Origin of the sequence: Delftia tsuruhatensis NBRC 16741 (assembly GCF_001571325.1) — a bacterium.
Lineage (GTDB): Bacteria > Pseudomonadota > Gammaproteobacteria > Burkholderiales > Burkholderiaceae_C > Comamonas > Comamonas tsuruhatensis.
In genome coordinates, this window is sequence record NZ_BCTO01000010.1 from 1 (window position 1) to 22,570 (window position 22,570).

Annotated in this window: 19 protein-coding genes; 13 read left to right on the plus strand and 6 right to left on the minus strand. The window is 70.3% G+C overall.

Going from position 1 to position 22,570, the window contains the following annotated elements; genetic code table 11:
• Positions 1-68 precede the first annotated feature (68 nt).
• The 10 genes from DTS01S_RS03100 to DTS01S_RS03145 all read left to right on the plus strand — a co-directional run bounded on the left by DTS01S_RS03100 (position 69) and on the right by DTS01S_RS03145 (position 11,715).
• Positions 69-2,165, plus strand: a complete 2,097-nt coding sequence (locus tag DTS01S_RS03100; RefSeq protein WP_016450909.1) for a hydantoinase/oxoprolinase family protein — start codon at positions 69-71, stop codon at positions 2,163-2,165.
• A complete protein-coding gene (locus DTS01S_RS03105) occupies positions 2,162-3,952 on the plus strand; it encodes a hydantoinase B/oxoprolinase family protein (RefSeq protein WP_043790064.1) in 1,791 nt (596 codons plus the stop codon). The genes DTS01S_RS03100 and DTS01S_RS03105 overlap by 4 nt, the downstream gene beginning before the upstream one ends.
• 8 nt (positions 3,953-3,960) lie before the next feature.
• Positions 3,961-4,338: a hypothetical protein gene (locus DTS01S_RS03110; RefSeq protein WP_061287393.1), complete on the plus strand. Its 378-nt coding sequence runs from the start codon at positions 3,961-3,963 to the stop codon at positions 4,336-4,338.
• The gene (locus tag DTS01S_RS03115) at positions 4,335-5,432 is read left to right on the plus strand and encodes a CobW family GTP-binding protein (protein ID WP_061287328.1); all 1,098 of its coding nucleotides are present in this window, start codon (positions 4,335-4,337) and stop codon (positions 5,430-5,432) included. The genes DTS01S_RS03110 and DTS01S_RS03115 overlap by 4 nt, the downstream gene beginning before the upstream one ends.
• 46 nt (positions 5,433-5,478) lie before the next feature.
• Positions 5,479-6,477, plus strand: coding sequence for a Bug family tripartite tricarboxylate transporter substrate binding protein (locus DTS01S_RS03120; RefSeq protein ID WP_061287329.1), 999 nt, complete (start codon positions 5,479-5,481; stop codon positions 6,475-6,477).
• 72 nt (positions 6,478-6,549) lie between these two features.
• Entirely contained in the window at positions 6,550-7,668 is a 1,119-nt protein-coding gene (locus tag DTS01S_RS03125) for a porin (RefSeq protein ID WP_046239867.1), read from the plus strand.
• 131 nt (positions 7,669-7,799) lie between these two features.
• Positions 7,800-8,780, plus strand: coding sequence for a quinone oxidoreductase family protein (locus DTS01S_RS03130; RefSeq protein WP_061287330.1), 981 nt, complete (start codon positions 7,800-7,802; stop codon positions 8,778-8,780).
• Positions 8,777-9,772 carry a LysR family transcriptional regulator gene (locus DTS01S_RS03135; RefSeq protein WP_061287331.1) on the plus strand — a complete coding sequence of 332 codons (996 nt, stop codon included), beginning with the start codon at positions 8,777-8,779 and terminating at the stop codon, positions 9,770-9,772. The genes DTS01S_RS03130 and DTS01S_RS03135 overlap by 4 nt, the downstream gene beginning before the upstream one ends.
• Positions 9,769-10,659 carry a DMT family transporter gene (locus DTS01S_RS03140; protein WP_061287332.1) on the plus strand — a complete coding sequence of 297 codons (891 nt, stop codon included), beginning with the start codon at positions 9,769-9,771 and terminating at the stop codon, positions 10,657-10,659. The genes DTS01S_RS03135 and DTS01S_RS03140 overlap by 4 nt, the downstream gene beginning before the upstream one ends.
• An 84-nt stretch (positions 10,660-10,743) precedes the next feature.
• Positions 10,744-11,715, plus strand: coding sequence for a LysR family transcriptional regulator (locus DTS01S_RS03145; protein WP_017405831.1), 972 nt, complete (start codon positions 10,744-10,746; stop codon positions 11,713-11,715).
• Between the two features lie 48 nt (positions 11,716-11,763).
• Here DTS01S_RS03145 and DTS01S_RS03150 read toward each other — a convergent pair whose 3' ends face one another.
• From DTS01S_RS03150 to DTS01S_RS03175, 6 genes are all read right to left on the minus strand, one after another.
• On the minus strand, positions 11,764-14,031 hold the full coding sequence (locus DTS01S_RS03150) for a xanthine dehydrogenase family protein molybdopterin-binding subunit (protein WP_061287333.1): 2,268 nt from the start codon (positions 14,029-14,031) through the stop codon (positions 11,764-11,766).
• Positions 14,032-14,045: 14 nt separating this feature from the next.
• Positions 14,046-14,519, minus strand: coding sequence for a (2Fe-2S)-binding protein (locus tag DTS01S_RS03155; protein ID WP_016450919.1), 474 nt, complete (start codon positions 14,517-14,519; stop codon positions 14,046-14,048).
• 218 nt (positions 14,520-14,737) lie between these two features.
• A complete protein-coding gene (locus tag DTS01S_RS03160) occupies positions 14,738-15,940 on the minus strand; it encodes a c-type cytochrome (protein WP_061287334.1) in 1,203 nt (400 codons plus the stop codon).
• Positions 15,941-15,952: 12 nt separating this feature from the next.
• The gene (locus DTS01S_RS03165) at positions 15,953-16,774 is read right to left on the minus strand and encodes an ABC transporter ATP-binding protein (protein ID WP_016450923.1); all 822 of its coding nucleotides are present in this window, start codon (positions 16,772-16,774) and stop codon (positions 15,953-15,955) included.
• Positions 16,768-17,823 (minus strand): ABC transporter permease, encoded by a 1,056-nt coding sequence (locus DTS01S_RS03170; RefSeq protein WP_061287335.1) that lies wholly within the window; start codon positions 17,821-17,823, stop codon positions 16,768-16,770. The genes DTS01S_RS03165 and DTS01S_RS03170 overlap by 7 nt, the downstream gene beginning before the upstream one ends.
• Positions 17,820-18,926: an ABC transporter substrate-binding protein gene (locus tag DTS01S_RS03175; RefSeq protein WP_013800720.1), complete on the minus strand. Its 1,107-nt coding sequence runs from the start codon at positions 18,924-18,926 to the stop codon at positions 17,820-17,822. The genes DTS01S_RS03170 and DTS01S_RS03175 overlap by 4 nt, the downstream gene beginning before the upstream one ends.
• Positions 18,927-19,144: 218 nt before the next feature.
• On the opposite strand from DTS01S_RS03175, the gene DTS01S_RS03180 reads away from it, so the two are divergent.
• The 3 genes from DTS01S_RS03180 to DTS01S_RS03190 are packed head-to-tail and all read left to right on the plus strand — an operon-like array spanning position 19,145 to position 22,559.
• Complete coding sequence (locus DTS01S_RS03180; protein ID WP_061287336.1) at positions 19,145-20,560, plus strand: O-acetylhomoserine aminocarboxypropyltransferase/cysteine synthase family protein; 1,416 nt, start codon at positions 19,145-19,147, stop codon at positions 20,558-20,560.
• A gap of 35 nt (positions 20,561-20,595) precedes the next feature.
• The gene (locus DTS01S_RS03185; protein WP_046237929.1) at positions 20,596-21,699 is read left to right on the plus strand and encodes an isopenicillin N synthase family dioxygenase; all 1,104 of its coding nucleotides are present in this window, start codon (positions 20,596-20,598) and stop codon (positions 21,697-21,699) included.
• A gap of 47 nt (positions 21,700-21,746) precedes the next feature.
• Positions 21,747-22,559, plus strand: a complete 813-nt coding sequence (locus tag DTS01S_RS03190; RefSeq protein WP_012207412.1) for a MetQ/NlpA family ABC transporter substrate-binding protein — start codon at positions 21,747-21,749, stop codon at positions 22,557-22,559.
• Positions 22,560-22,570 lie beyond the last annotated feature (11 nt).

The following is a 22,570-nucleotide window of genomic DNA, read 5'->3' on the forward strand; positions in this document are numbered from 1 at the left end:
GGGGCACGCCGGTTTCAAGGACTGTGGGCGGCGCATGGCGCTGTGAATAACTGTCTCCGGAGAATTTCATGGATAACCAACAAGCGATTTCGCAGCGGCCCCGGCTGCGCATTGCCGTCGATATCGGCGGCACCTTCACCGACATGGCGGCGTTCGACGAGGCCAGCGGCCGGCTGCTGTTCGGCAAGGCCCTGTCCACGCATGGCGAGCTGGTCAACGGCATCCAGGCCACGATAGACAGCGCGGGCATCGACTGGCGCGACGGCCATCTGTTCCTGCACGGCTCCACCATTGCCATCAACACGCTGCTGGAGCGCAACGGCGCCCACACCGCGCTGCTGATCACCGAGGGCTTTCGCGACATCTACGAGATCGGCCGCGTGAACCGGCCCGATGCCTACAACCTGTTCTTCAACAAGCACCAGCCGCTGGTGCGGCGCTCGCTGCGCCATGAGGTGTCCGAGCGCCTGCGCGCCGACGGCAGCCTGCACAAGCCGCTGGACGAGGCGGCCGTGCGCGAGCTGGCCCGCGAGCTGGCAGGGCAGGGCGTGGAGGCCGTGGCCGTGCTGCTGCTGCACTCCTACCGCAACCCGGCGCACGAGCAGCGCGTCAAGCAGATCCTGCAGGAAGAGATGCCGGGCGCCTTTGTCTGCGCCTCGCACGAGCTGTCGCAGGAGTACCGCGAGTTCGAGCGCGTGTCCACCGCCGTGGCCAATGCCTATGTGGGGCCGCGCGTGTCGCAGTACCTGGGCCAGCTGGAGAACCACCTGGGCGGCAAGGGCTTCGAGGGCGACTTCTACATCGTGCAGTCCACGGGCGGATTGTTCCCGGTCGAGCATGCCAAGGTGGGCTGCGTGCGCATGCTCGAATCGGGTCCGGCGGCCGGCGTGATCGGCGCCCAGGCCATCTGTGCGCAACTGGGCATGGGCGACGCCATCGCCTTCGACATGGGCGGCACCACGGCCAAGGCCGGCGTGATCAGCGAGGGCCGGCCGCTGACCACGGGCTCGGCGCTGATCGGCGGCTACGAGCAGGCCCTGCCGATACAGATCCCGATGATGGACATCCACGAAGTGGGCACGGGCGGCGGCTCCATCGCCCGCGTGGAGACGGGCAACGCGCTGCGCGTGGGCCCGCAGAGCGCCGGCTCCATCCCCGGCCCCGTGGCCTATGGCCGTGGCGGGCTGGAGCCCACGGTGACCGACGCCAACCTGGTGCTGGGCCGGCTGGACGCGGAGCATTTCCTGGGCGGCGAGCTGCAGCTGGACATGGACGCCTGCCAGCGCCAGATGGCCGAGCGCGTGGCGACCCCGCTGGGCCTGGAGCCCACCGAGGCGGCCGACGGCATCCTGCGCATCGCCGTGACGCAGATGTCGCATGCCGTCAAGGCCGTGACCACCGAGCGCGGCCTGGATGCGGGCAGCTTCACCATGGTCGTCTACGGCGGCGCGGGGCCGCTGCACGCCTCGGCCATTGCGCGCGAGATCGGCATCCGCAAGGTGCTGATTCCCTATGCGCCCGGCTATTTCTCGGCCTACGGAATGCTGTTCTCCGACCTGCGCTACGACTACGTGCGCTCGGTGTTCCGCAAGCTGGGCGAGGTCTCCTTCGAGGAGATCGAGGCCGCCTACCAGAGCATGGAGGACGAGGGCCGCGCCGCGCTGGCGCAGTCCGGCATCGCGCCGGACGGCATCGTGATCGAGCGCGCCGCCGACATGCGCTACGTGGGCCAGGAGCATGCGGTGACCGTGGACCTGCCCATGGCCTTCTTCGAGGGCCGGGACCGCTCGGCCATCAAGCGCCAGTTCGACGAGCTGCACAAGGTGCGCTACGGCACCTCGGCCCCGCAGGAGCCGGCCGACCTCGTGAGCCTGCGCGTCACCGTGCTGGGCACGATGAAGAAACCGCCCAGGCACAGCGTGGAGCGCGGCAGTGCCGAGCCCAGCCGTGCCTCCGTGCGCACGGTCAAGCCCGTCTATTTCCGCTCCAGCGGCTGGGTGGACACGCCGGTGCATCTGCGCGAGCGCCTGCTGGCGGGCAACGAGATCGCGGGGCCCGCGCTGATCGAGGAACACGCATCCACCACCGTCGTGCAGCCCGGCGACCGGCTGCGCGTGGACGAACTGGGCAATCTGCAAATCGACATCGGGAGCGACCGCACATGAACCACCCCACTGACTCCAGGCCCGTCGATCCGGTCACGGTCGAGATCATCCGCAACGGCCTGTACGCCGTCACGGAGGAGATGAAGACCAACCTGACGCGCACGGCCTACAACCTCATCATCTACGAGGCGCTGGACTTCACGGTCGGCCTGTTCACGCGCGAGGGCGACACGGTGTCCATCGGCCTGGGCCTGCCCATGTTCATCCGCGGCATGTCGGAGACGGTCAAGGCCAAGATCCGCCATTTCGGCTACGAGAACATCCTGCCCGGCGACATCCTGGTCACCAACGATGCCTACACCACCGGCAGCCACCTGAACCACTTCACGTTCACCATGCCGGTGTTCCATGAGGGCCGGCTCGAAGGCTTCACCTGCTGCATGGCCCACTGGCTGGACGTGGGCGGCACGCTGGGCAACGTCACCACGGACATCTTCAGCGAGGGGATACAGATCCCCATCATGAAGTACCAGCGCCAGGGCGAGGTCAACCAGGACCTGATCGACATCATCGCGATGAACGTGCGCCTGGCCGAGCGGGCCCTGGGCGATCTGCGCGCGCAGATCACGGCCATCACCACGGGCGAGCGCCGCTATGTGGAACTGCTGCAGCGCTATGGCGTGGATGCGGTCAACGGCGCCATCGCGCAGATCATGGATTCCAGCGAGGCCGTGGCGCGCAAGAACACGCTGTCGATTCCCGATGGCGTGTACGAGGCCGAGTCCTTCATGGACGACGACGGGCTGGACATCGGCAAGCGCATTCCCATCCGCGTCAAGGTCACGGTGCAGGGCGACGAGATGACGGTGGACCTGTCGGATGTCTCCAAGCAGGTGCGCGGCTTCTACAACTCCGGCTTCACCACGGGCATCGCCTGCGCGCAGGTGGCCTACAAATGCCTCACCACGCCGACCGACTACCCGGTCAACGACGGGAGCTTCCGGCCGCTCAAGGTGATCATGCCCATGGGCACGGTGATCAGCGCCGAGAGGCCCTATCCCATGCGCGTGTGGATGACCTTCCCCATGACGGTGATCGACACCATCTTCAAGGCCCTGGCGCCGGCGATTCCCGACCGCTCCATCGCAGGCCACCATGCGGACCTGGTGTTTCCCAACATCCATGGCATCTCGCCCGAGGACGGGCGGCTGTTCATCGTCGGCATCGGCCCGCTGGGCGGCGGCTGGGGCGCCAAGAGCCGCGAGGACGGCGTGTCCGTCACCGTCTGCATCAATGACGGCGACACCCACAACAGCCCCACCGAGCAGCTCGAGGCCAAGTACCCGGTGCTGGTGGAGAAGTACGAGATCCGCCAGGACTCGGCCGGCGCGGGCCAGTACCGGGGCGGCCTGGGCGCGGAGATGGTGGTGCAGGCGCTGTCGCCCTTCACTGTCACCACGCGCATCGACCGCGTGCACTGCAAGCCCTGGGGCCTGGAGGGCGGCGGCGATGCCATGGGCAACGGCCTGGCCGTGCGCCACAAGGGCGAGTGGAAGACCGACCACGCCAACGCCAAGATCTTCAACGTGCGCCTGGAACGCGGCGATGCCTACCGCATGCTGTCGGGCGGCGGCGGGGGCTTTGGCGACCCGCTGGCGCGCGAACTGGACAAGGTGGCCGAGGACGTGCGCGAAGGCTATGTGAGCGCCCAGGTGGCCCGCGAGGTCTACCGCGTGGCGCTGGACAGCCAGGGGCAGGTGGACCACGAGGGCACGCAGGCGCTGCGCAGCGGCAGGTCTCCGTCGGCCGCAACGGCAACCTCGGCCGTGGCCTGGGACGGGCAGTGAGCACGGCCATGGCCTCCGACCACGCCCTGCAGGCCGAGCGGCTCTGGGACCTGTGGTGCGCCCTGGCGCTGCGCCATGTCGCCCTGGGCGGTGCCTGCGCCTGCGGGGCGGGCGGCATCAGCCTGCGGCTGGAGGACTTCGAGCTGGACATCGTGGACTACCTGCAGGACGGGGGCGAGCGCTGCGAGCAGCCCGAGGTGGCGGCCTGGTTCCGTGCCCGGCCCGCACCCGGGCAGGGCGCGCAGCCGCTGCGCGGCCTGCTCGATGCGCTGGGCTCGGACGAGGTGCCGCAGGCCGTGGCGCAGTGGGCGCTGGCGCGGCTGGAGCGCACGCTGCGCTCGTTTGCCGAGGTGCATGGTGGGGCACAGGGCGGGGTGGCGTCATGAGCGGGCATTTCTCCAGCCTGCTGGCCCTGCCCGAAGCGGCGGGCCAGCGCATTCCGGTCACCGTGCTCACGGGCTTCCTGGGCAGCGGCAAGACCACGCTGCTCAACCGGCTGCTGGCGCTGCCGGACCTGCACGGGACGGCCGTCATCGTCAACGAGTTCGGTGCGGTCGGCATCGACCAGGACCTGACCAGCCTGGCCTGCGAGGACACGGTGCTGCTGGCCAATGGCTGCCTGTGCTGCAGCGTGCGCGGCGATCTGGTGGAGGCGCTGGAGCGCCTGGCCCTGCGCGAACAGGGCGCGCCGCGCCGCGTGCTGATCGAAACCAGCGGCCTGGCGGACCCGGGGCCGATACTGCGCTCCTTCCTGGGCGAGCCCGCCGTGCGGGCGCGCTATGCGCTGGCCGGCGTGGCCTGCACGGTCGATGCCGTGCTGGGCAGCGCCACGCTGGCAGGCTATCCCGAAGCCGTGCGGCAACTGGCCGTGGCTGACCTGGTGCTGCTGACCAAGACAGATTTGCTGGGCGGCGCACAGCCCGCTGCGCAACTGCTGGCCCAGGTGCAGGCCATCAACGGCGAGGCGCCGCCAGGCATGGACCCCGCCCACCATGTGGCGCTGCTGCAGCGGCTGATGTCGGAAGGCGCGACGGGGCAGGAGGACGCCGCTGCGGGCACGCTCCAGGCACCCGGCTACCGGGCCATGGCTCCGGTGACAGCTCCGGTGACAGCTCCGGTGACAGCGCCGGCAGGCGCGCACCGCGACGGCATCTCGTCCTTTGTGCTGCAGCGCGACGAGCCCCTGCCCGCGCAGGCGTTTGGCGAATGGATGGACTGGGTCACGGCCATGCGCGGCGATGACCTGCTGCGCGTCAAAGGCATCGTGCACCTGCAGGAGCACCCGGACCAGCCCCTGGTCATCCATGGCGTGCAGCACCTGTTCGCCCCGCCGCAGACGCTGCCCCGCTGGCCGGGTGCCGACCGGCGCACGCGCATCGTCTTCATCACGCGGGGGCTGGATGCCCAGGCCCTGGACGACACGCTGAGCGTGCTGGTGCGCAGGCACAGGCGGCGCGCGCCGAATCAGGACCCGGGCTGAGCCACGCAACGGCCGGCCCATTTTCAAAAGAAACAGGAGACAAAGCATGAAAACTCTGACACGGCTGAAGGGGCCGGTGCTGGGCGCCTTACTGGGTGCGCTGGCTGCCTTGCCCATCGCCAGCATGGCCTTGTCCAGTGCGCCCGCCGCCTTTCCCGAGCCGGGCAAGATGGTCAAGGTCATCGTCCCGTTCGTGGCGGGCGGCGGCGTGGACAGCGCGGCGCGCCTGTTTGCCGAGCAGTTGCGCAAGCAGCTGGGCACGACGGTCATCGTCGAGAACCGCGTGGGCGGCAGCGGCGTGGTGGGCGGCCGTGCGGTGCTGGCGGCTGCCCCCGATGGCTACACCCTGCTGTTCTCGGCCGCCACGCATGTGCTGGCCAAGCAGGTATTGGCCCATCCGCCCTATGACCCGCAGACCGACTTTGTCCCCGTGGCGCGCGTGGGCGAGGCGCCGCTGATGCTGGTGATATCGCCGCAGCTGCCCCATAGCAAGCTGGGCGAGGTGCTGGCCGCAGGCGCCAAGAGCACGTGGACGGCGGCCATTCCCGCCGTGGGCGCACCCAGCCACCTGGCCACGCTGCTGCTGGCCCAGCAGGGCCGCATGCGCCTCGAGTACGTGCCCTACAAGGGCACGCAACCCGCGCTGGTGGATGTGGGCGGCGGCCATGTGGACCTGCTGCTCGACTCCATGGTCTCCGTGCTGCCCCTGGCCAAGGCCGGCAAGGTGCGGCCGATTGCCATCACCTCCGGCAAGCGCAGCCCGCTGGCGCCCGAGGTGCCCACCATGCAGGAAAGCGGCCTGCCGCGGTTTGCCTACACGTCCTGGTACGGACTGTGGGCGCCCAGGGACACGCCGGCCGACCGGGTGCAGCGGCTGAACCAGGCCTCCAACGCGGCGGTGGCCGAGCTGGCCAGGTCCGGCGCCTTCGCGAGCCTGGGCATCGACACGGTTTCGGAGAGCACCGAGCAGTTCAAGCGCTTCATCGCCGCCGATGTGGCGCAGAGCGCCGCGCTGCTCAAGGGCGCGGGCTTCAAGCCCGAGTAGCCGGGCAGACCCCGGCACACGCCCGAGAAAGAGCAAAGAGCAAAGCAAAGCAAAAAATCACAAGGAGACAACATGCAGGTTTTCATACGCCAGGCCCTGGCCGCCTCGCTGGGGCTGGCCGCCGCGCATGCGGGCGCGCAGTCCTCGGTATCGATCTCGGGCACCGTCGATGTGAGCGTCAGGCAGGTGCGCAACCAGGGCCTGGGCACGGTCACCTCGCAGGCCAGCGGCGCCAACTCCACCAGCAAGCTGGTATTGCGGGGGCAGGAGGACCTGGGCGACGGCCTGAGCGCGGGCTTCTACCTGGACGGCAGCCTGCTGGCCGACACCGGCGCCATGGGCGCCAGCGGCCCGTTCTGGGACCGGCGCTCCACGGTCAGCCTGGCCTCGCGCCAATGGGGCGAGCTGCGGCTGGGGCGGGACTGGGTGCCCACGCACCTGGTGTGGAGCGGCTTCGATCCGTTTGCCACGCTGGGCATCGGCAGCGCCAATGGCTTTCGCTCATTCACGGCTTCCCGCGCGCTGGGCCAGGCCTTCGGCACGGCGCCGGAGTCGCAGGCGGCCAATCCCACGCTGCGCGTGAGCAATGCGGTGGAGTATTTCCTGCCGGCCGGCCTGGGCGGGCTGCAGGGCGTGTCCGGCAGCCTGATCGCCACCTTGGGCGAGAAGGGCGCCACGGCGGCAGGCCAGACGCGCGGCAACGGCTTTCGGCTGGGCTGGGCGGGCGCGGGCTGGAACGTGGCGGGCGCGCAGTTCACCACGCGCAACACCCTGAGCGGCATCCATTTCAAGGACCAGAGCTACGGTGTCTCCTACGACTTCGGCTGGCTCAAGGCCAGCCTGGCCCAGCGCCGCTGGGTCCATGGCGTGGACCGCACGGTCAACACCCTGGTGGGCATGAGCGTTCCCGTGGGCAGCGGCGTGGTCAAGCTCAGCTACGTCAAGGCCGACCAGAAGGGCGCGACGGCGGCGCAAAGCGCCAGCGATGCCGACCTATGGGCGCTGGGCTATGTGCACTCGCTGTCGCGGCGCACGGCGCTGTACGCGCATGCGGCCCGCATGTCCAACCGCAATGGGGCGGCCTTCGCCATTGCCGGGGGTGCGGCTGTCAGCGGCAATCCGGCCGCGGCCAATTACTTTGGCGGGCGCGCCTCCACGGCCTTCGAGCTGGGCATCCGGCACGACTTCTGACGGGCAGCGTGGGCGGCGTGCGCGCTGGTTCGTGGTCATTGCTGCACCCCATGCAGCAGTGAACTGCACGCCGGCCTATTGCTGCCCTCAATCGCTTCTTCTACGCTGCACCCATTTCACGGAGCAGCGAGATGAATCCATTGATCAAGGTCCGCATGGACGCCGCAGGCACCCCCGACGCCATGCGCCTGGAGCCGGTCGAGGTGCAGGCGCCCGGCCCCGGCCAGGTCTGGCTGGAGCAGACGGCCATCGGCGTGAACCCGCTGGACGTGAGCCAGCGCAAGGGCGCTGTCGCCATCGCCTTTCCCTCGGGCCTGGGGCTGGAGGGCGCGGGGCGGGTGGCCGCCGTGGGCGAGGGCGTGACGAATGTGGCCGTGGGCGAGCGCGTGGGCTACGCCACGGGGCCGCTAGGCGCCTATGCCAGCGCCCGCCTGTATCCGGCCGAGCGCCTGGTGAAGCTGCCCGATGCGCTGCCTGACGACGCGGCGGCGGCCGTGCTGTTCAAGGGCCTCACGGCGCAGTACCTGCTCAAGACCACCCATGCCGTGGGCCCCGGCAGCCGCATCGTGATCTATGGCGCCGCCGGTGCGCTGGGCCAGTTGATGTGCGCCTGGGCCAGGCACCTGGGCGCCCTGGTGATCGGCGTGGTGTCCAAGGCAGCCAGCGTGGAGCGCGCGCGGGCGGCCGGCTGCGACGAGGTCTTCGTGTTCGACGCGGCCACGCTGCCGGGCCAGGTGCTGCAGGCCACCGGGGGCCTGAAGGCCGACGTGGTCTACGACCCCATCGGCCGCACGACGCTGGGCGCCTCGCTGGACTGCCTGCGCCCGCGCGGCCTGCTGGTGTCCTTCGGCGCGACCTCCGGCCTGCCCGATCCCATCTCGGTGGCCACGCTCAATGCCAAGGGCTCGCTGTTCCTCACGCGCCCCTCGCTGGCCGCGCACACGGCTACGGCGGCCGAGTACCAGGAGCGCGCACGGGACGTGCTGGCCGCCGTGGCGGCCGGCATCATCGTGCCCGGCGTCTGGCGCCGGTATGCGCTGGCGGAGGTGGCGCAGGCGCATGGCGATCTGGAGCAGGGACGCTCCCAAGGTGCGATCATCCTGACCCCATGAACCTTCTGGACAGCCAGCACGCCGATGAACTGGCGGCCCTGGTGGCGCTGCATGAACAAGGCTCCTTCGCTGCGGCGGGGCGGGCCTTGCTGCGCCATCCGTCCGTGCTGTCCAAACGCCTGAACGCGCTGGAGACCCGTCTGGGCGTGCGGCTCGTGGAGCGCAGCACACGCCATCTGCACCTGACCGACGAGGGCCTGCGCCTGGTGGACAAGGTGCGCCAGGCGGCCGGCCTGATTGCCGATGCCCAGAAGGAGGCCGCCCAGGGCGCCTCGCAGGCGCGGGGCAGGCTGCGGCTGTCGCTGCCGGCAGCGATGGGGAGGCGCTGGCTCAGCCCGCTGCTGGCCGAGTTTGCGCTGGCCCATCCGCAGATCGTGCTGGAGGTGGAGTATGCGGACCGCTTCGTGGACATCGTGGGCGAGCGCTTCGACGCGGCGGTGCGCATAGGCCGGCTGGCGGACAGCCGTCTCGTGGCGCTGCGGCTGGGCGGGCACCAGCGCATTCTGGGCGCCGCGCCCGCCTATCTGCAGGCCCACGGCACGCCGGTGCACCCCGAGGACCTGGCGGCGCACCGCTGCCTGGGCTTCACGGGACTGCAGTCGTTTCCGCAATGGGAGCTGGTGCACGGTGGCGCATCGGGCGATGTGCCTCAGGGCCAGGCCCGGCACACCGTGCTGGTGCGCGGCCCCATGGTCAGCAATGACAGCGAGGCCTTGCTCACGGCCGCCGTCATGGGGGTGGGCATTCTGGCCGGCGGCGACTGGCTGATGAGCGAGCACATGGCCGCAGGCCGGCTGGTGCGGGTGCTGCCGAAATGGCGCCTGGATGGCGCCTCGGGCATCTACTTCGTGCGGCCCTCGGCGGTGTTCAGCAGCGCGGCCATGACGGCGCTGCGCGACTGCCTGGTGCGGTGGTTTGCCACGCGCAGCCCCTGGCGCACGGGGCATGACACACTGGCGCCGCCCCCGCCCTTTTCCGCATCCGCTCCATGACCCAAAGACCCTCGCCGCCCGCCATGGCGGCCGCCTTGCTTCCCTGGCTGTTCGTGCTGCTGTGGAGCACGGGCTTCATCGGCGCCAAGTTCGGCCTGCCCTATGTGGAGCCGCTGACCTTTCTGACGCTGCGCTATGCCATCGTCCTGGTGCTGATGGCGGCGGTGGTCCTGGTGCTGCGCGCGCCCTGGCCACGGTCGGCACGCCAGTGGCTGCACATTGGCGTGTCAGGGCTGTTCGTGCATGGCGTGTACCTGGCCGGCGTGTTCACGGCCATCGCCCACGGCCTGCCTTCGGGCGTGACGGCCCTGGTGGTGGGGCTGCAGCCGCTGATCACGGCGCTGGTGGCCGGCACCTTGCTGGGCGAGTCCGTGCGGCCCCGGCAGTGGGCCGGGCTGGCGCTGGGCTTCACGGGCGTGGCCCTGGTGGTGGCGGGCAAGATCGCCTCGGTGCCGGTCCATGCCCTGCTGGCCATGCTGGTGCCGGCCGTGGTGGCGCTGGCCGGCATCACGGCCGGCACGCTGTACCAGAAGCGGTTCTGTCCCTCGTTTGATCTGCGCACGGGCTCGGTCATCCAGTACCTGCCCTGCCTGGTGGCGACGGGGGCGCTGGCCCTGGCCACGGAAACCATGCAGGTGCGCTGGAGCGGCGAATTCCTGTTCGCGCTGGGCTGGCTGGTGCTGGTGCTGTCCGTGGGCGCGGTCAGCCTGCTCAACCTGCTGATACGCCGCGGCGGCGCCGTGCACGTGGCCAGCCTGTTCTACCTGACGCCGCCGGCCACGGCCCTGATCGCCTGGGCCATGTTCGGCGAGACGCTGGGCGGCCTGGCGCTGGCGGGCATGGCCTTGACGGCAGCCGGCGTATGGCTGGCGCGCCAGGGGCGCTAGCTTGCCCCGCAAGCCGCGGGCAGGGCATGCGCAAAGGCGGGATACTGCGGCACTGTCAGCCCACGAATACCGGATTTCCGCACCATGCCCATCAATGAACTGCGCGCCATCGCCACCTTTGCCAAGGCGGTCGAGCTGGGCAGCCTGCGCCAGGCGGCGCTGTCCCAGGGCGTGAGCCCGCAGGCCGCCAGCCAGGCGGTGGCCCATCTGGAGCAGCACCTGGGCGTGCGCCTGCTGCACCGGACCACGCGCAGCCTGGCGCTGACCGAGGAGGGCCAGCGTTTCCTGCAGGACACCCAGCCGGCGCTGGCCGCGCTGGACCGCGCACTGAACCTGGCACGCGACAGCCGCGAGGGCATTGCGGGGCCGTTGCGCATCGTGGGCCCCAAGTCCTGCTTTGCGCCCGTGCTGATGCCGCTGCTCGATGAGTTCTGCCGCCTGCACCCGGGCATCGTCCCCGATGTGCGGCTGGACGACGGCATAGGCAACTGGGTGCTGGACCGGGTCGATGCGGGGTTTCGCATCGGCGCCTCGCCCGATGAAAGCGTGATCGGGCGGCGGCTGTTTCCCGTGCAGCTCATCGTCTGCGCGGCGCCGCAGTACCTGCAGCGCCATGGCGTGCCCCGGTCGCTGGACGAGCTGGCCGCGCACCGCTGCAGCATGTTCCGCCATGCGGCCACGGACACGGTGATGCCCTGGTACCTGCCGGTCGATGGCGAGCTCACGCACCGCTACCTGCAGCCGGCCCTGTCCACCAACGATGCCGAGCTGGAGCTGCATGCCGTGCTGGCCGGCCAGGTGCTGGGCCAGCTGTCCAACATCTGCGCGGCCGCGCACATCCGCGCGGGGCGCCTGGTGCCCGTGCTGCTGGAGCATGTCAGCGAGCACATCGGCCTGCATGTCTACTACGGCAGCCGCGACGCGCTGCCCCGGCGCGTGCGTGCCTTCATCGACCTGGCCGTGCAGCGGCTGCAGGACTGCCCGGACTATCTGCTGACCATGGAAGAACTGGAAAGGGCGGCGGCCACAGGTGCCGCCGCCCTTTCCGGGGGCTGACCGGGATCAGGTCCGGCCGCTCAGGCCAGATCGATCACTCCAGCGCGATCACGCCAGGTCGAACGGCAGCTTGCGCACGGGCTTGCCCGTGAGCTGCGCCACGGCGTTGGCGAAGGCCGGGGCCAGCGGCGGCAGGCCGGGCTCGCCCATGCCCGTCGGCGGCTCGGCGCTGGGCACGACGTGGACGGCGATCTCGGGCATGTCGGTGATGCGCGGCACGGCGAAGTCGCCGAAGTTGCTCTGCTCCACCACACCGTCCTTGAGCGTGATCGCCGCGCCGGGCAGGCACATGGACAGGCCCATCAGCGCCGCGCCCTGCACCTGCGCCTCGATGGTGCGCGGGTTCACGGCCAGGTTGCAGTGCACGCCGGCCGTGGCCTTGTGCAGCACCGGGCGGCCGTCCTTGACCGAGGCCTCCACCACATAGGCCACCACCGTGTCGAAGGACTCGTGCACGGCCACGCCCCAGGCACGGCCCGCGCGCAGCTGGCGCTTGCCGTAGCCGCTCTTGTCCACGGCCAGCTGCAGGGCCAGGCGATGGCGCGGGTGCTTGTCGCCGAACATCTGCATGCGGTAGGCCACGGGGTCCTGGCGGCTGCTGCGCGCGATCTCGTCGATCAGCGTTTCCATGACGAAGGCCGTGTGGGTCGATCCCACGCTGCGCCACCACAGCACGGGCACGTTGACCTTGGGGTGGTGCACGGTCAGGCGCATGGGCAGCGGATAGGGCTCGCGCATGCCCTCCACGGCCGTGGCGTCGATGCCGTTCTTGATCATGCCGCCCTCGAACATGGTGCCCGCCGTGATGGACTGGCCCACGATGGCGTGGTCCCAGGCCAGCACCTTGCCGCGTTCGTCGAAGCCGATCCTGGCGCGGTGCAGGTGCATGGGGCGGTAGTAGCCGCCCTTGATGTCGTCCTCGCGGCTCCAGACCATGCGCACGGGGGCGCTCAGGCCGGCGCGGCGCGCGGCCAGCGCCACCTGGCAGGCCTCGACCACATAGTCGCTGGTGCCCACGCCCCGGCGGCCAAAGCCGCCGCCGGCCATCTGCACGTGCACGCGCACCTGCTCGGGCTTGAGGCCCAGCACGCGCGCGGCGGCCATGCCGTCCACGCCCGCGAACTGCGTGCCCAGGTAGAGGTCGGCACCCGCCTCGCCGGTCTCGCCCATCTGCACCGTGCAGTTGAGCGGCTCCATGGGCGCATGGGCCAGGTAGGGGAAGCTGAACTCGGCCTCGATATGGCGCGGCGCCTTGTCCAGCGCCGAGATATCGGCGTCGAAGTGGCGCGCGCCGGGCTGCGCGGCCAGTTCGCGGTACTGGGCCAGCTGGCGTTCGCTGTCCACCTTCTCCACGGCGTCGGTGTTCCATTGCGCCTTCAGCGCCTCGCGGCCCTTGCGCGCAGGCCAGTAGCCGGTGGCGATCACGGCCACGCCTTCGCCGCCGCCGTCCACGGGCACGCGCAGCACGGCCTTGACGCCGGGCACGGCACGCGCCGCAGCGTCGTCCAGCGAGGCCAGCTGTGCCTTGAACACGGGCGGATGTGCAATCACCGCCGTCAGCTGGCCCGGCAGGTGCATGTCGATGCCGAAGCTCTGCTGGCCGCTGCTCTTGGCCCGGGCGTCGATGCGGCCCGTGGGCTTGCCGATCAGGCGGAAGTCCTTGGGATTCTTCAGCACGACGGTGGCCGGCACGGGCTGGGCCATGGCGGCCTGGGCCAGCTCGCCATACGACAGCTTCTTGCCATTGGGGCCGAGCACGAAGCCCTCGCGCGTGCGCAGCGTGGCGGCGTCCACCTTCCACTGCGCGGCGGCGGCGGCCACCAGCATGGCGCGCGCACGGGCGCCCAGCTCGCGGTACTGGGTGTAGCTGTGCTTGAGGGCGGTGGAGCCGCCCGTCATCTGGATGCCGTAGCGCGGATCGGCATAGGCCGCATCGTTGCCGCCCAGGCGGGCGCGGACCTTGCTCCAGTCGGCGTCCAGCTCCTCGGCCAGCACCAGGGGCAGGGCGGTGTGCACGCCCTGGCCGAACTCCAGGCGGTTGATGGCCACGGTGACTTCGCCGCTGGGCGAGATCTCCACGAAGGAGGCGGGCTGCTCGGTGGGCTTGAGGCCGGCGGCCTCGCCCTTGCCCGGCGCCTGCGCCATGGCGGGAAACACGCCCAGGGCCAGCGAACCGGCCCCGGCGATCTTGAGGAAGCTGCGGCGGGGGATCTGTGCAAGGGTGGGCGCGTCCGCGATGGCAGCAGCGGCCTCGTCACGGTCCAGGATGTGCTGCAGGGCGCGCGGCAGTTCGGCGGGGTTGAAGGTGGTCAGCATGCGGCGTTCTCCGTTCAGCCCAGGGTGCGCGCGGCATCGGCCACGGCCGCGCGGATGCGTGCATAGGTTCCACAGCGGCAGATGTTGCCGGCCATGGCCGCGTCTATCTCCTCGCCGCTGGGCTTCTTGCCCTTGGGCAGCGACTTGAGGAAGGCCGTGGCGCTCATGATCTGCCCGCTCTGGCAGTAGCCGCACTGGGCCACGTCGTGGCGCACCCAGGCATCGCGCACGGCGGTGCCCACGCGGTCGGAGCCCGAGGTCATGGCCTCGATGGTGGTGATCTTCTGGCCCGCGGCCGCCGAGATCGGCGTCACGCAGGAACGTATGGCCTGGCCATTCATGTGCACCGTGCAGGCGCCGCACAGCGCCGCGCCGCAGCCGAACTTGGTGCCGGTCATCTCCAGCGTGTCGCGCAGGGCCCACAGAATGGGCGTCTCGGGGTCCAGGTCCATGGAAACGGTCTTGCCGTTGATGGTGAGATCGGTCATCGCAGTCTCTCCTTGTTGTGGGGGCTTTTGGGGATGGGGTCCCGTGGGAGTGTCGCCGTCGCCCGGGCTTGAGGGAAGAGGGCGGATCCGTCGAGGCGCCGACTATAGAAAGGCCATGCCCCCGCCACTAGCCATGTTCCGCTTGAAAGATTGGCAAGAGCAAGTTGCGAATGCCCTGCAGATTCTGTGTGCCCGTGTTCCTCTGCCTCCGTGCAGGTTCAATGCACAAACCCACCCTTGATGAACCGCACGGGCTCGGCGTCCATGCGTGCAATCAGCGCGCCCAGGCCGTCGGCCACGGCGCCAGCGCCAGCGCCAGCGCCGGAGGTGGCCTTGGCCGCCGTGTCCGTGCGGCAGACCAGGTCGTCCTCCGACCAGCCCTGGGCGCCCGGACGCGATAGCGCGCGCAGCCAGCCGCTGCGGTCGCCCAGCCATTGCATGCCCTGCAGCTGCTCCGAGCCGCTGAGCAGGGCCATGGCCTGCCAGGCGCGCGGGTCGTTGACGGTGCAGTCCAGGGCGCTGGCGGCGCGGTTGCCGCCATCGGGTGACAGCTGCAGGCTGACCAGGCGCGGGTCTTCCTGCACCGGGCCGCTGCCTGCCACCACCCTCAGCCGCTGCTGGCGGCTTTGCCAGGTGCTCAGGCGGCGTGCGGGCTGGCCTGCGCACTGCACGGCCATGTCGGGAAGTCCCACGGGATAGGGCCAGTTGCCGGCGATCTGCAGCATCTGGCCTGCGGCGCGGGCCTTCATGAAGTCGATCAGGGCCCATGCGTCGTCGCTGGACAGCCGGTCGGCCTGGCCGTGTGCCCGTGCGCCGTCGCCAGACTCCACGGGGCGGCGGTCATGAAGAATGGCCCAGAGCAATTCCCCATCGGCGCGGCGCCACAGCAGCGGGCTGGTGAAGTTGGGGGGCCAGACCGGCTGGCTGGCGGCCAGCGGGCCGTGGCCCCGGCCATCGGCGCCGTGGCAGGCCGTGCAGTGCTGGGCATAGGCGGCGCCGCCGCGCGCAATGCTCTCCACGCTGAAGCCCGTGGGCGAGGCATGGAAGCTGGTGGCATGCGCGGGCACCAGGATCAGGTCGGCACGCGGCCAGGGGGCCAGCAGCAGGGCGAGCGCGGCCAGCGCGGTCAGCACCAGGGCCGGCAGGCGGATGCGGCGCAGAACCAGGACCAGCACCAGGGCCAGCAACAGCAAAACGATGGCGGTGGCCACGGCCGCCAGCGACCACAGCAGGCCCCGGGCCTGGCCCAGGTCGATCAGCAGGTTTTCGCCGGACAGGCGCAGGGCCCAGGGCCAGGCGGGCTGCCCATCCACCGTGCCGGCCAGGCCCAGGCCATGCAGCAGCTGCAGCAGGCCGACCTGGGCCTGCTGCATGGCGCCGATCAAGGGGTTGAGCCAGTCGGGGGAGTCGCTGCGTTGCATCGGAGGCGGGCGCTACCAGGTCTGGTCCAGGCCCAGGTGGCGCAGGGCCTCGTGGCGCAGCTCGGACAGGCGGGCATGGCCGCGCTGGCGCGGGTAGGGCAGGTCCACATCGATCTCGGCCACGATGCGGGCGGGCCGCTGGCTGAAGACCAGCACGCGGTGGGCCAGGAAGAGGGCCTCTTCCACATCGTGGGTGACCAGCAGCACGGAAAAGCCTGCGCGCTGCCAGATCTTGAGGATCTCGCTTTGCATGGCCAGCCGCGTCAGCGAGTCGAGCTTGCCCAGCGGCTCGTCCAGGATCAGCAGGCGCGGGTCGTTGACCAGGGCGCGCGCCAGGGCCGCGCGCTGGGCCATGCCGCCCGACAGCTGGTGGGGATGGCTGTCCGCGAAATCCTCCAGTCCCACCAGGCGCAGGGCCTCGTCGATGCGGTGGGCCTGGCTGTCCAGCAGGCCGCGTGCCTGCAGGCCCAGGGCCACGTTGCCGCGCACCGTGCGCCAGGGAAACAGCGTGGGGTCCTGGAAGACAACGATGCGCGAGGGATCGGGCTCGGTGATGGCCGTGCCGTCCTGCGCCACGGCGCCGGCCGTGGGCGCGTCCAGCCCGGCCACCAGGCGCAGCAGCGTGGACTTGCCGCAGCCGCTGGGGCCCAGCAGGGCCACGAACTCGCCGGGCCGCACCTGCAGGCTGACCTCGTCGAGCACCTGCAGCGCGCCCTGCCCCTGGCCGAACCAGTGGCTGACGGCCTGCACATCGATGGCCGCCCCGGCTAGGGCCGCCCCGGCGATGGCGGGCGTGGCTGCGGCGTTGGCGGCGTGTTCTGCGGCAATCACCATTTGACGGTTCCCTTCTGCCACGACAACGTGCGGTCGCGCACGGTGAACAGCAGCGTGATCAGGCCCGAGCACAGCACGGCCATGACCAGCAGCGCCGTGTACATGTTGGCGTAGGCTGCCCAGCCCTGGGCCCATTGCAGATACCAGCCCAGGCCGGCCTTCACGCCCATCATCTCGGCCGTGATCAGCACCGAGAACGAGGCGCCCAGCCCCATGAACAGGCCCACGAAGACCTGGGGCAGGGCGGCCGGGATGGCCACGCGCAGCACCAGGAACCAGGGCGATGCGCCCAGCGTGCGCGCCACGTCGTAGTAGCTCTTGCTGACCGAGGCCACGCCCGACCAGGTCAGCACGGCCACCGGAAAGAACGTGGCCAGCGCCACCAGGAACACGGCTGCCGAGTAGCTGGACGGCGCGAAGAAAAAGGCCAGCGGCAGCAGGGCCGAGGCCGGCACCGGCCCCAGGAAGCGCAGCAGCGGATGCACCCAGTAGCCCGCGATGCGCGACCAGCCTATCCACACGCCCGTGAGAAATCCGATCACCGCGCCGAACACGATGCCGTTGAGCAGCAGCCGCAGCGAATACAGCGTGGACAGGCCCAGGCGCTGCCAGTCCTCATGGACCACGTCGATCAGGCTTTGCGGCGGTGCGAAGAACGGCGGCGGCAGCGCGCCGAGCTTGGCCGTCAGCGTCTCCCACAGCGCCAGCAGCAGCGGCGCGGCCACCAGCCAGGCACCGGCCGGGCGCAGCCAGCGGTCGATGCGCCGTACGCGCCGTGCGCCTCGTACAGGCAGCACGGCCGATGCCAGCAGCAACAGGGCCACGGCCAGGGCGGCAATGCCGAACTCCTGCGTGAATGCCCATTCGCTGAAGCCGATCTCCTTGTTGGGCCACAGCAGGGTCAGCATGCCCAGGCCGGCCCAGGCGGCGGCGGCCAGCAGGCCGGTTCGCCAGGGGCCTGCCTTGCGCGAGTCCTGCGCCTGTTCCCGTTCCAGGCCGGGTGCGGCATCCGTGGCGCCCAGGCGCCAACGTGGTCTTGCGGTGCTCATGCGAGGACGTCCAGCGTGATGTGGCTGGCAAAGCGGCCAGGGTCGGTCTGCTTCTTGAGCACGCCGGCCGTGCGGAAGTCGGCCGCAAAGGCCTGGACCTCGTCGCGCAGCGGCTTGCCGTGCGGATGGTGCTTGAAGGTCAGCTCGGCCAGCAGGCGCTGCAGGTCCTCGACGGGCACCTTGGGCGAGTACTTGGCAAAGATCTTCGCCGTTTCATTGGGGTTCTCGGCGATGTAGTCCGAGGCCTGGGTCAGCGCGCGCACCACGCTGGCCGCTGCGGGCTTGTTGGCCCGGGCGAACTTTGCGCCTGCGCCGATCACGCAGCAAATGCTTTCGGCGTACTCGTTCTTGGCGCTGTTGCCCAGTTCGAGGAAGGTGCCGGGGTTGCGTTTCTCGATCAGGTAGAGATTGGGGTCGCCGTCGGCGATGGCCTGGATCTCGCCCTTCTTGGCGGCCACATCCAGCAGGTCGGCCGGGTAGACGCGCCATTCGATGTCCTTGTCCACATCCAGGCCGCGCTTGGCCAGGTGGATGGAATAGAACTGCTTGGCCGGGCTGTTGAGATCGGCCACGCCGATGGTCTTGCCCTTGAGCGTGCTGGGGTCCAGCGTGACGCCGGCCGACTTCAAGCCGACCAGGCGCAGGCAGCCGCCATGCACGCTGCCGATGAGCTTGACATCCAGCCCCGCCTCCAGCGGCTTGATCCAGCGGTGGATCAGGCCCGCGCCCGCATCGGCCTTGCCCGTGGCCAGCGCCTCCAGCAACTGGTCGGCCGAGCCGCCCCAGTTCAGCAGCTCCACGTCCAGGCCGTTGCGCTCGAAGAAGCCGCGCTCCAGCGCCACGGGAATGGGCGAATGGCAGAAGCTGGCCTGGCTCCAGGCAAAGGTGATCTTCTGGCGCGGCTGCGCCCCGGCGCGGCCGCTGAACCAGGCGGCCGATCCCAGCGCGCCGGCTGCGGCGCCGGCGCGGATCAGGGTGCGGCGCGAGAGCGAGGGCTCGGTCGCCTCGGGAGCATCGAGCGCCCCGAAAGCACCGCAATCGGCGCCATGGGCGCAGCGGCTGTCCTGGGTCCTGTCGATCTCGGTCTGGGTCTTGCGGGTCATGGAACTCCCTCCAAAGCAGTTTCGGGACTGCCGATGCTGTCCGCTGAGTGCCGTGTTTCCAACGACGCAAAACGCGCATCCATATGTGCGTGGCAACTAGGAAGGGCGCGGCCCGGCGACATGCGCAAACCGAATAAGCGAACGCGTTTTTCTTCGTAGTGCGCAGGGCGCGGGCTTCGAATAATGGGCTGCATCGACCATTCATACGGAGTCCATGCATGACCTCAGCGACCGGCACCGAGTCCGCCCCGCACGACGCAGCCAGCGATGCGCTGTGGCAGCAGGACACCCAGGCCCTGCACGCCGGCTACCGGGGGCGCGAGCAGCAGCGCAGCGCGGCCGTGCCCATCTACCAGAGCACCTCCTTCGTGTTCGACAGCGCCCAGCACGGCGCCAACCTGTTCGGCCTGGTGGAGGAGGGCGATGTGTACTCGCGCACGGCCAACCCCACGCTGGCGGTGCTGGAGCAGCGCATTGCGGCTCTCGAAGGCGGCGTGGCCGCGCTGGCCCTGGCCTCGGGCATGGCCGCCATCGACGTGGCGCTGGCCACGCTGGCCAGTGCGGGCGACCATGTGGTCGTGGCCTCGCAGCTGTATGGCGGCACGCACAACTTCATCGCCCATGTGCTGGCCTCGCGCGGCGTGCAGAGCACGGCCGTGGCCAAGGATGATTTCCAGGCGTTGCGCCGGGCGATAGGGCCGCGCACCAAGGCCGTGTTCGTGGAGTCCGTGGGCAATCCATCGGGCGGCATTGCCGACCTGCGCCAACTGGCCGACATCAGCCGTGCGGCGGGCGTGGCGCTGGTGGTGGACAACACCGTGGCTTCGCCGCTGCTGCTGCGGCCCTTCGACTGGGGCGCCGACATCGTCGTGCATTCGGCCACCAAGGCCATTGGCGGACACGGCAATGTGCTGGGCGGGCTGATCGTGGACAGCGGCCGCTTCGACTGGGTGGCGCACGCGGGGCGCTACCCGCAGTTCAGCGCGCCCGAGCCGGCCTACCAGGGCTTTGTCTTCACCGAAAAATTTCCCGACCGCGCCTTCATCGCGCGGGCCCGTGCCGTGCTGCTGCGCAACTGCGGCGCGGCGCTGGCGCCGCACAGCGCCTTCTTGCTGCTGCAGGGCCTGGAGACGCTGGGCCTGCGCCAGGAGCGCGCCAGCCGCAACACGCTGGCCGTGATCGATTTCCTGCAGCGCCATCCGCTGGTGGAGCGCATACACCACGCCAGCCAGAGCGGCCACGCCGACCACGCGCTGGCCCTGCGCCAGCTGCGCGGCGGGCATGTGCCGGCGCTGCTGGGCTTCGAGCTGCGCGGCGGCCGGCAGGCGGCACGCGCCTTCTATGACGCGCTGCGCCTGTTCCTGCGCCTGGTCAACATCGGCGACAGCAAGTCGCTGGCCGCCATTCCTGCCGAGACCACGCACAGGCTGCTCAGCGACGAGGAGCTGGCGCGCGTGGGCATTGCGCCCGGGCTGGTGCGCCTGTCCATCGGCATAGAGCATCCGCAGGACCTGCTGGCCGACCTGGCGCAGGCGCTGGAGCAGGCGCAGGGCCATGCGGTGTTGGCTGCCGAACGCGGACAAGACCGCGAACAAAACCGCGAACAAGACCGCGATCAGCGCCTGGCGGCCTGAGCGCCCCTTCCTTCCCACTTTCCTGGCAGCACAGCATGAGCACCTTGACAGCATCCACCCTCGACGCGCCCGCCGCCACAGCGGCAACTCCGGCCCTGCCAGTCATCGATCTGCAGGCTCTGCGCGACCCGTCCACGCAGGCCCAGGCGCTGCGCCAGCTGGCGCGCACGGCACGCGACACCGGCTTCTTCTACCTGGAAGGGCACGGCATAGGCCGGCAGGCATGGCAGGGCATACAGCGGCGCGCGCGCGAATTCTTTGCGCTGCCGCTGGCGGACAAGCAGGCGCTGGCCATTGCCAACACGCGGCACTTCCGGGGCTATACGGCCGTGGGCATGGAGATCACGCGCCAGCGGCCCGACCAGCGCGAGCAGATCGACCTGGGCGAGGAGTCGCCCGAGATTCCCGCAGGCCCCGGCGTGCCGGACTGGAAGGGGCTGCAAGGCCCCAACCAGTGGCCGCAGGCCCTGCCCGGGTTCCGCGAGGAGGTGCTGGCCTGGCAGGCGGCAGCGCATGGCGTGGCGCTGGAGCTGCTGCGCCACTTCGTGGCCGCGCTGCAGCTGCCCGAGGGCGCGCTGGACGCCCTGGTCAGCGGCCTGCCTGCGCACCGCATCAAGATCATCCACTACCCGGGCAGCGAGCTGGGCGCAGCAGGCCAGGGCGTGGGCGCGCACAAGGACGGCGGCCTGCTGACCCTGCTGCTGCAGGACGAGGTGGGCGGGCTGCAGGTGGAGACGCCGGCCGGCTGGGTCGATGTGCCGCCGCGCGACGGGGCCTTCGTCATCAACATCGGCGAGATGCTGGAGCTGGCCACCAACGGCTATCTGCGCGCCAACGTGCATCGCGTGCTGGTGCCGCGCGCGGGCGTGCAGCGCTACTCCATCGCCTACTTCCTGGCGCCGCGCCTGGACCTGGGCCAAGTCCCGCTGCTGACCCTGCCGCCCGAGCTGGCCGTGCTGGCCACGGGGCCGCAGAGCGACCCGGACAACCCGCTGTTCAGCCATGTGGGCGAGAACGCGCTCAAGGGCCGCGTGCGCTCCCACCTGGATGTGGCCCAGCGCTTCTATCCCGAGCACTTCGCCCGCCTGCAGGCCCAGGCCCGCGCGGCCGGCCGTGAGCTGCACCCTGGTGCCTATTGATCGATTCCTGTTGATCGGTGCCTGTTGATTCTTGAAAGGACTGTGCGATGGACAAGCGAGTATTTCTGCGGGGACTGGCGGCGGGGGCCTCGGTGGCGGCGATGTCAGGCGCCATCCGGGCCGCGCAGGCCGGCCCGCTGCGCGTGGGCGTGCGCGGCGGCGTGGACGAGGAAATCTGGGAAGTGGTGACCCGCGTGGCACGCGAGCAGGGTCTGCAGGTCAAGCCCGTGGTCATCAGCGGCGCGGCCAGCCCCAACGAGGCGCTGAACAACGGCGACATCGAGGCCAACTCCTTCCAGCATGTGCCGTTCCTGCGCGACCAGAACCAGCAGCGCGGCTACCGGCTGGTGGCGGCCGGCGACACCTACATCTCGCCCATCGCCTTCTATTCGAAAAAGCACAAACGCCTGGCCGACCTGCCCGCTGGCGCGCGCCTGGGCATTCCCAACGATCCCAGCAACCAGACGCGCGCGCTGGTGGTGCTGCAGGACCAGGGCATCCTGAAGCTGCGCGAGGGCTTCGACCCCTTCAAGGGCACGGCGGGCCTGGCCGACATCGCCAGCTACCAGAAGAAGGTGCAGCTGGTGGAGGCGGCCTCGGTGGTGCTGGCGCGCTCGCTGGACGATCTCGATGCCTCGGCCATCGTCAACAGCTTTGCCTACCAGGCGGGGCTGATCGCCACGCGCGATGGCATTGCCGTCGAAAGGCGCGAGCGCAATCCCTACGTGAACATCATTGCAGTGCACGAGCGCGACCGCGCTGCGCCCTGGGTCGCGGCCCTGCTGCGCGCCTACCAGTCCGAGCCCGTGCGCCAGTTCATCGTGAGCAGGTACCAGGGCTCGGTGCTGCCGGCCTTCTGAGGCGTGTAAGG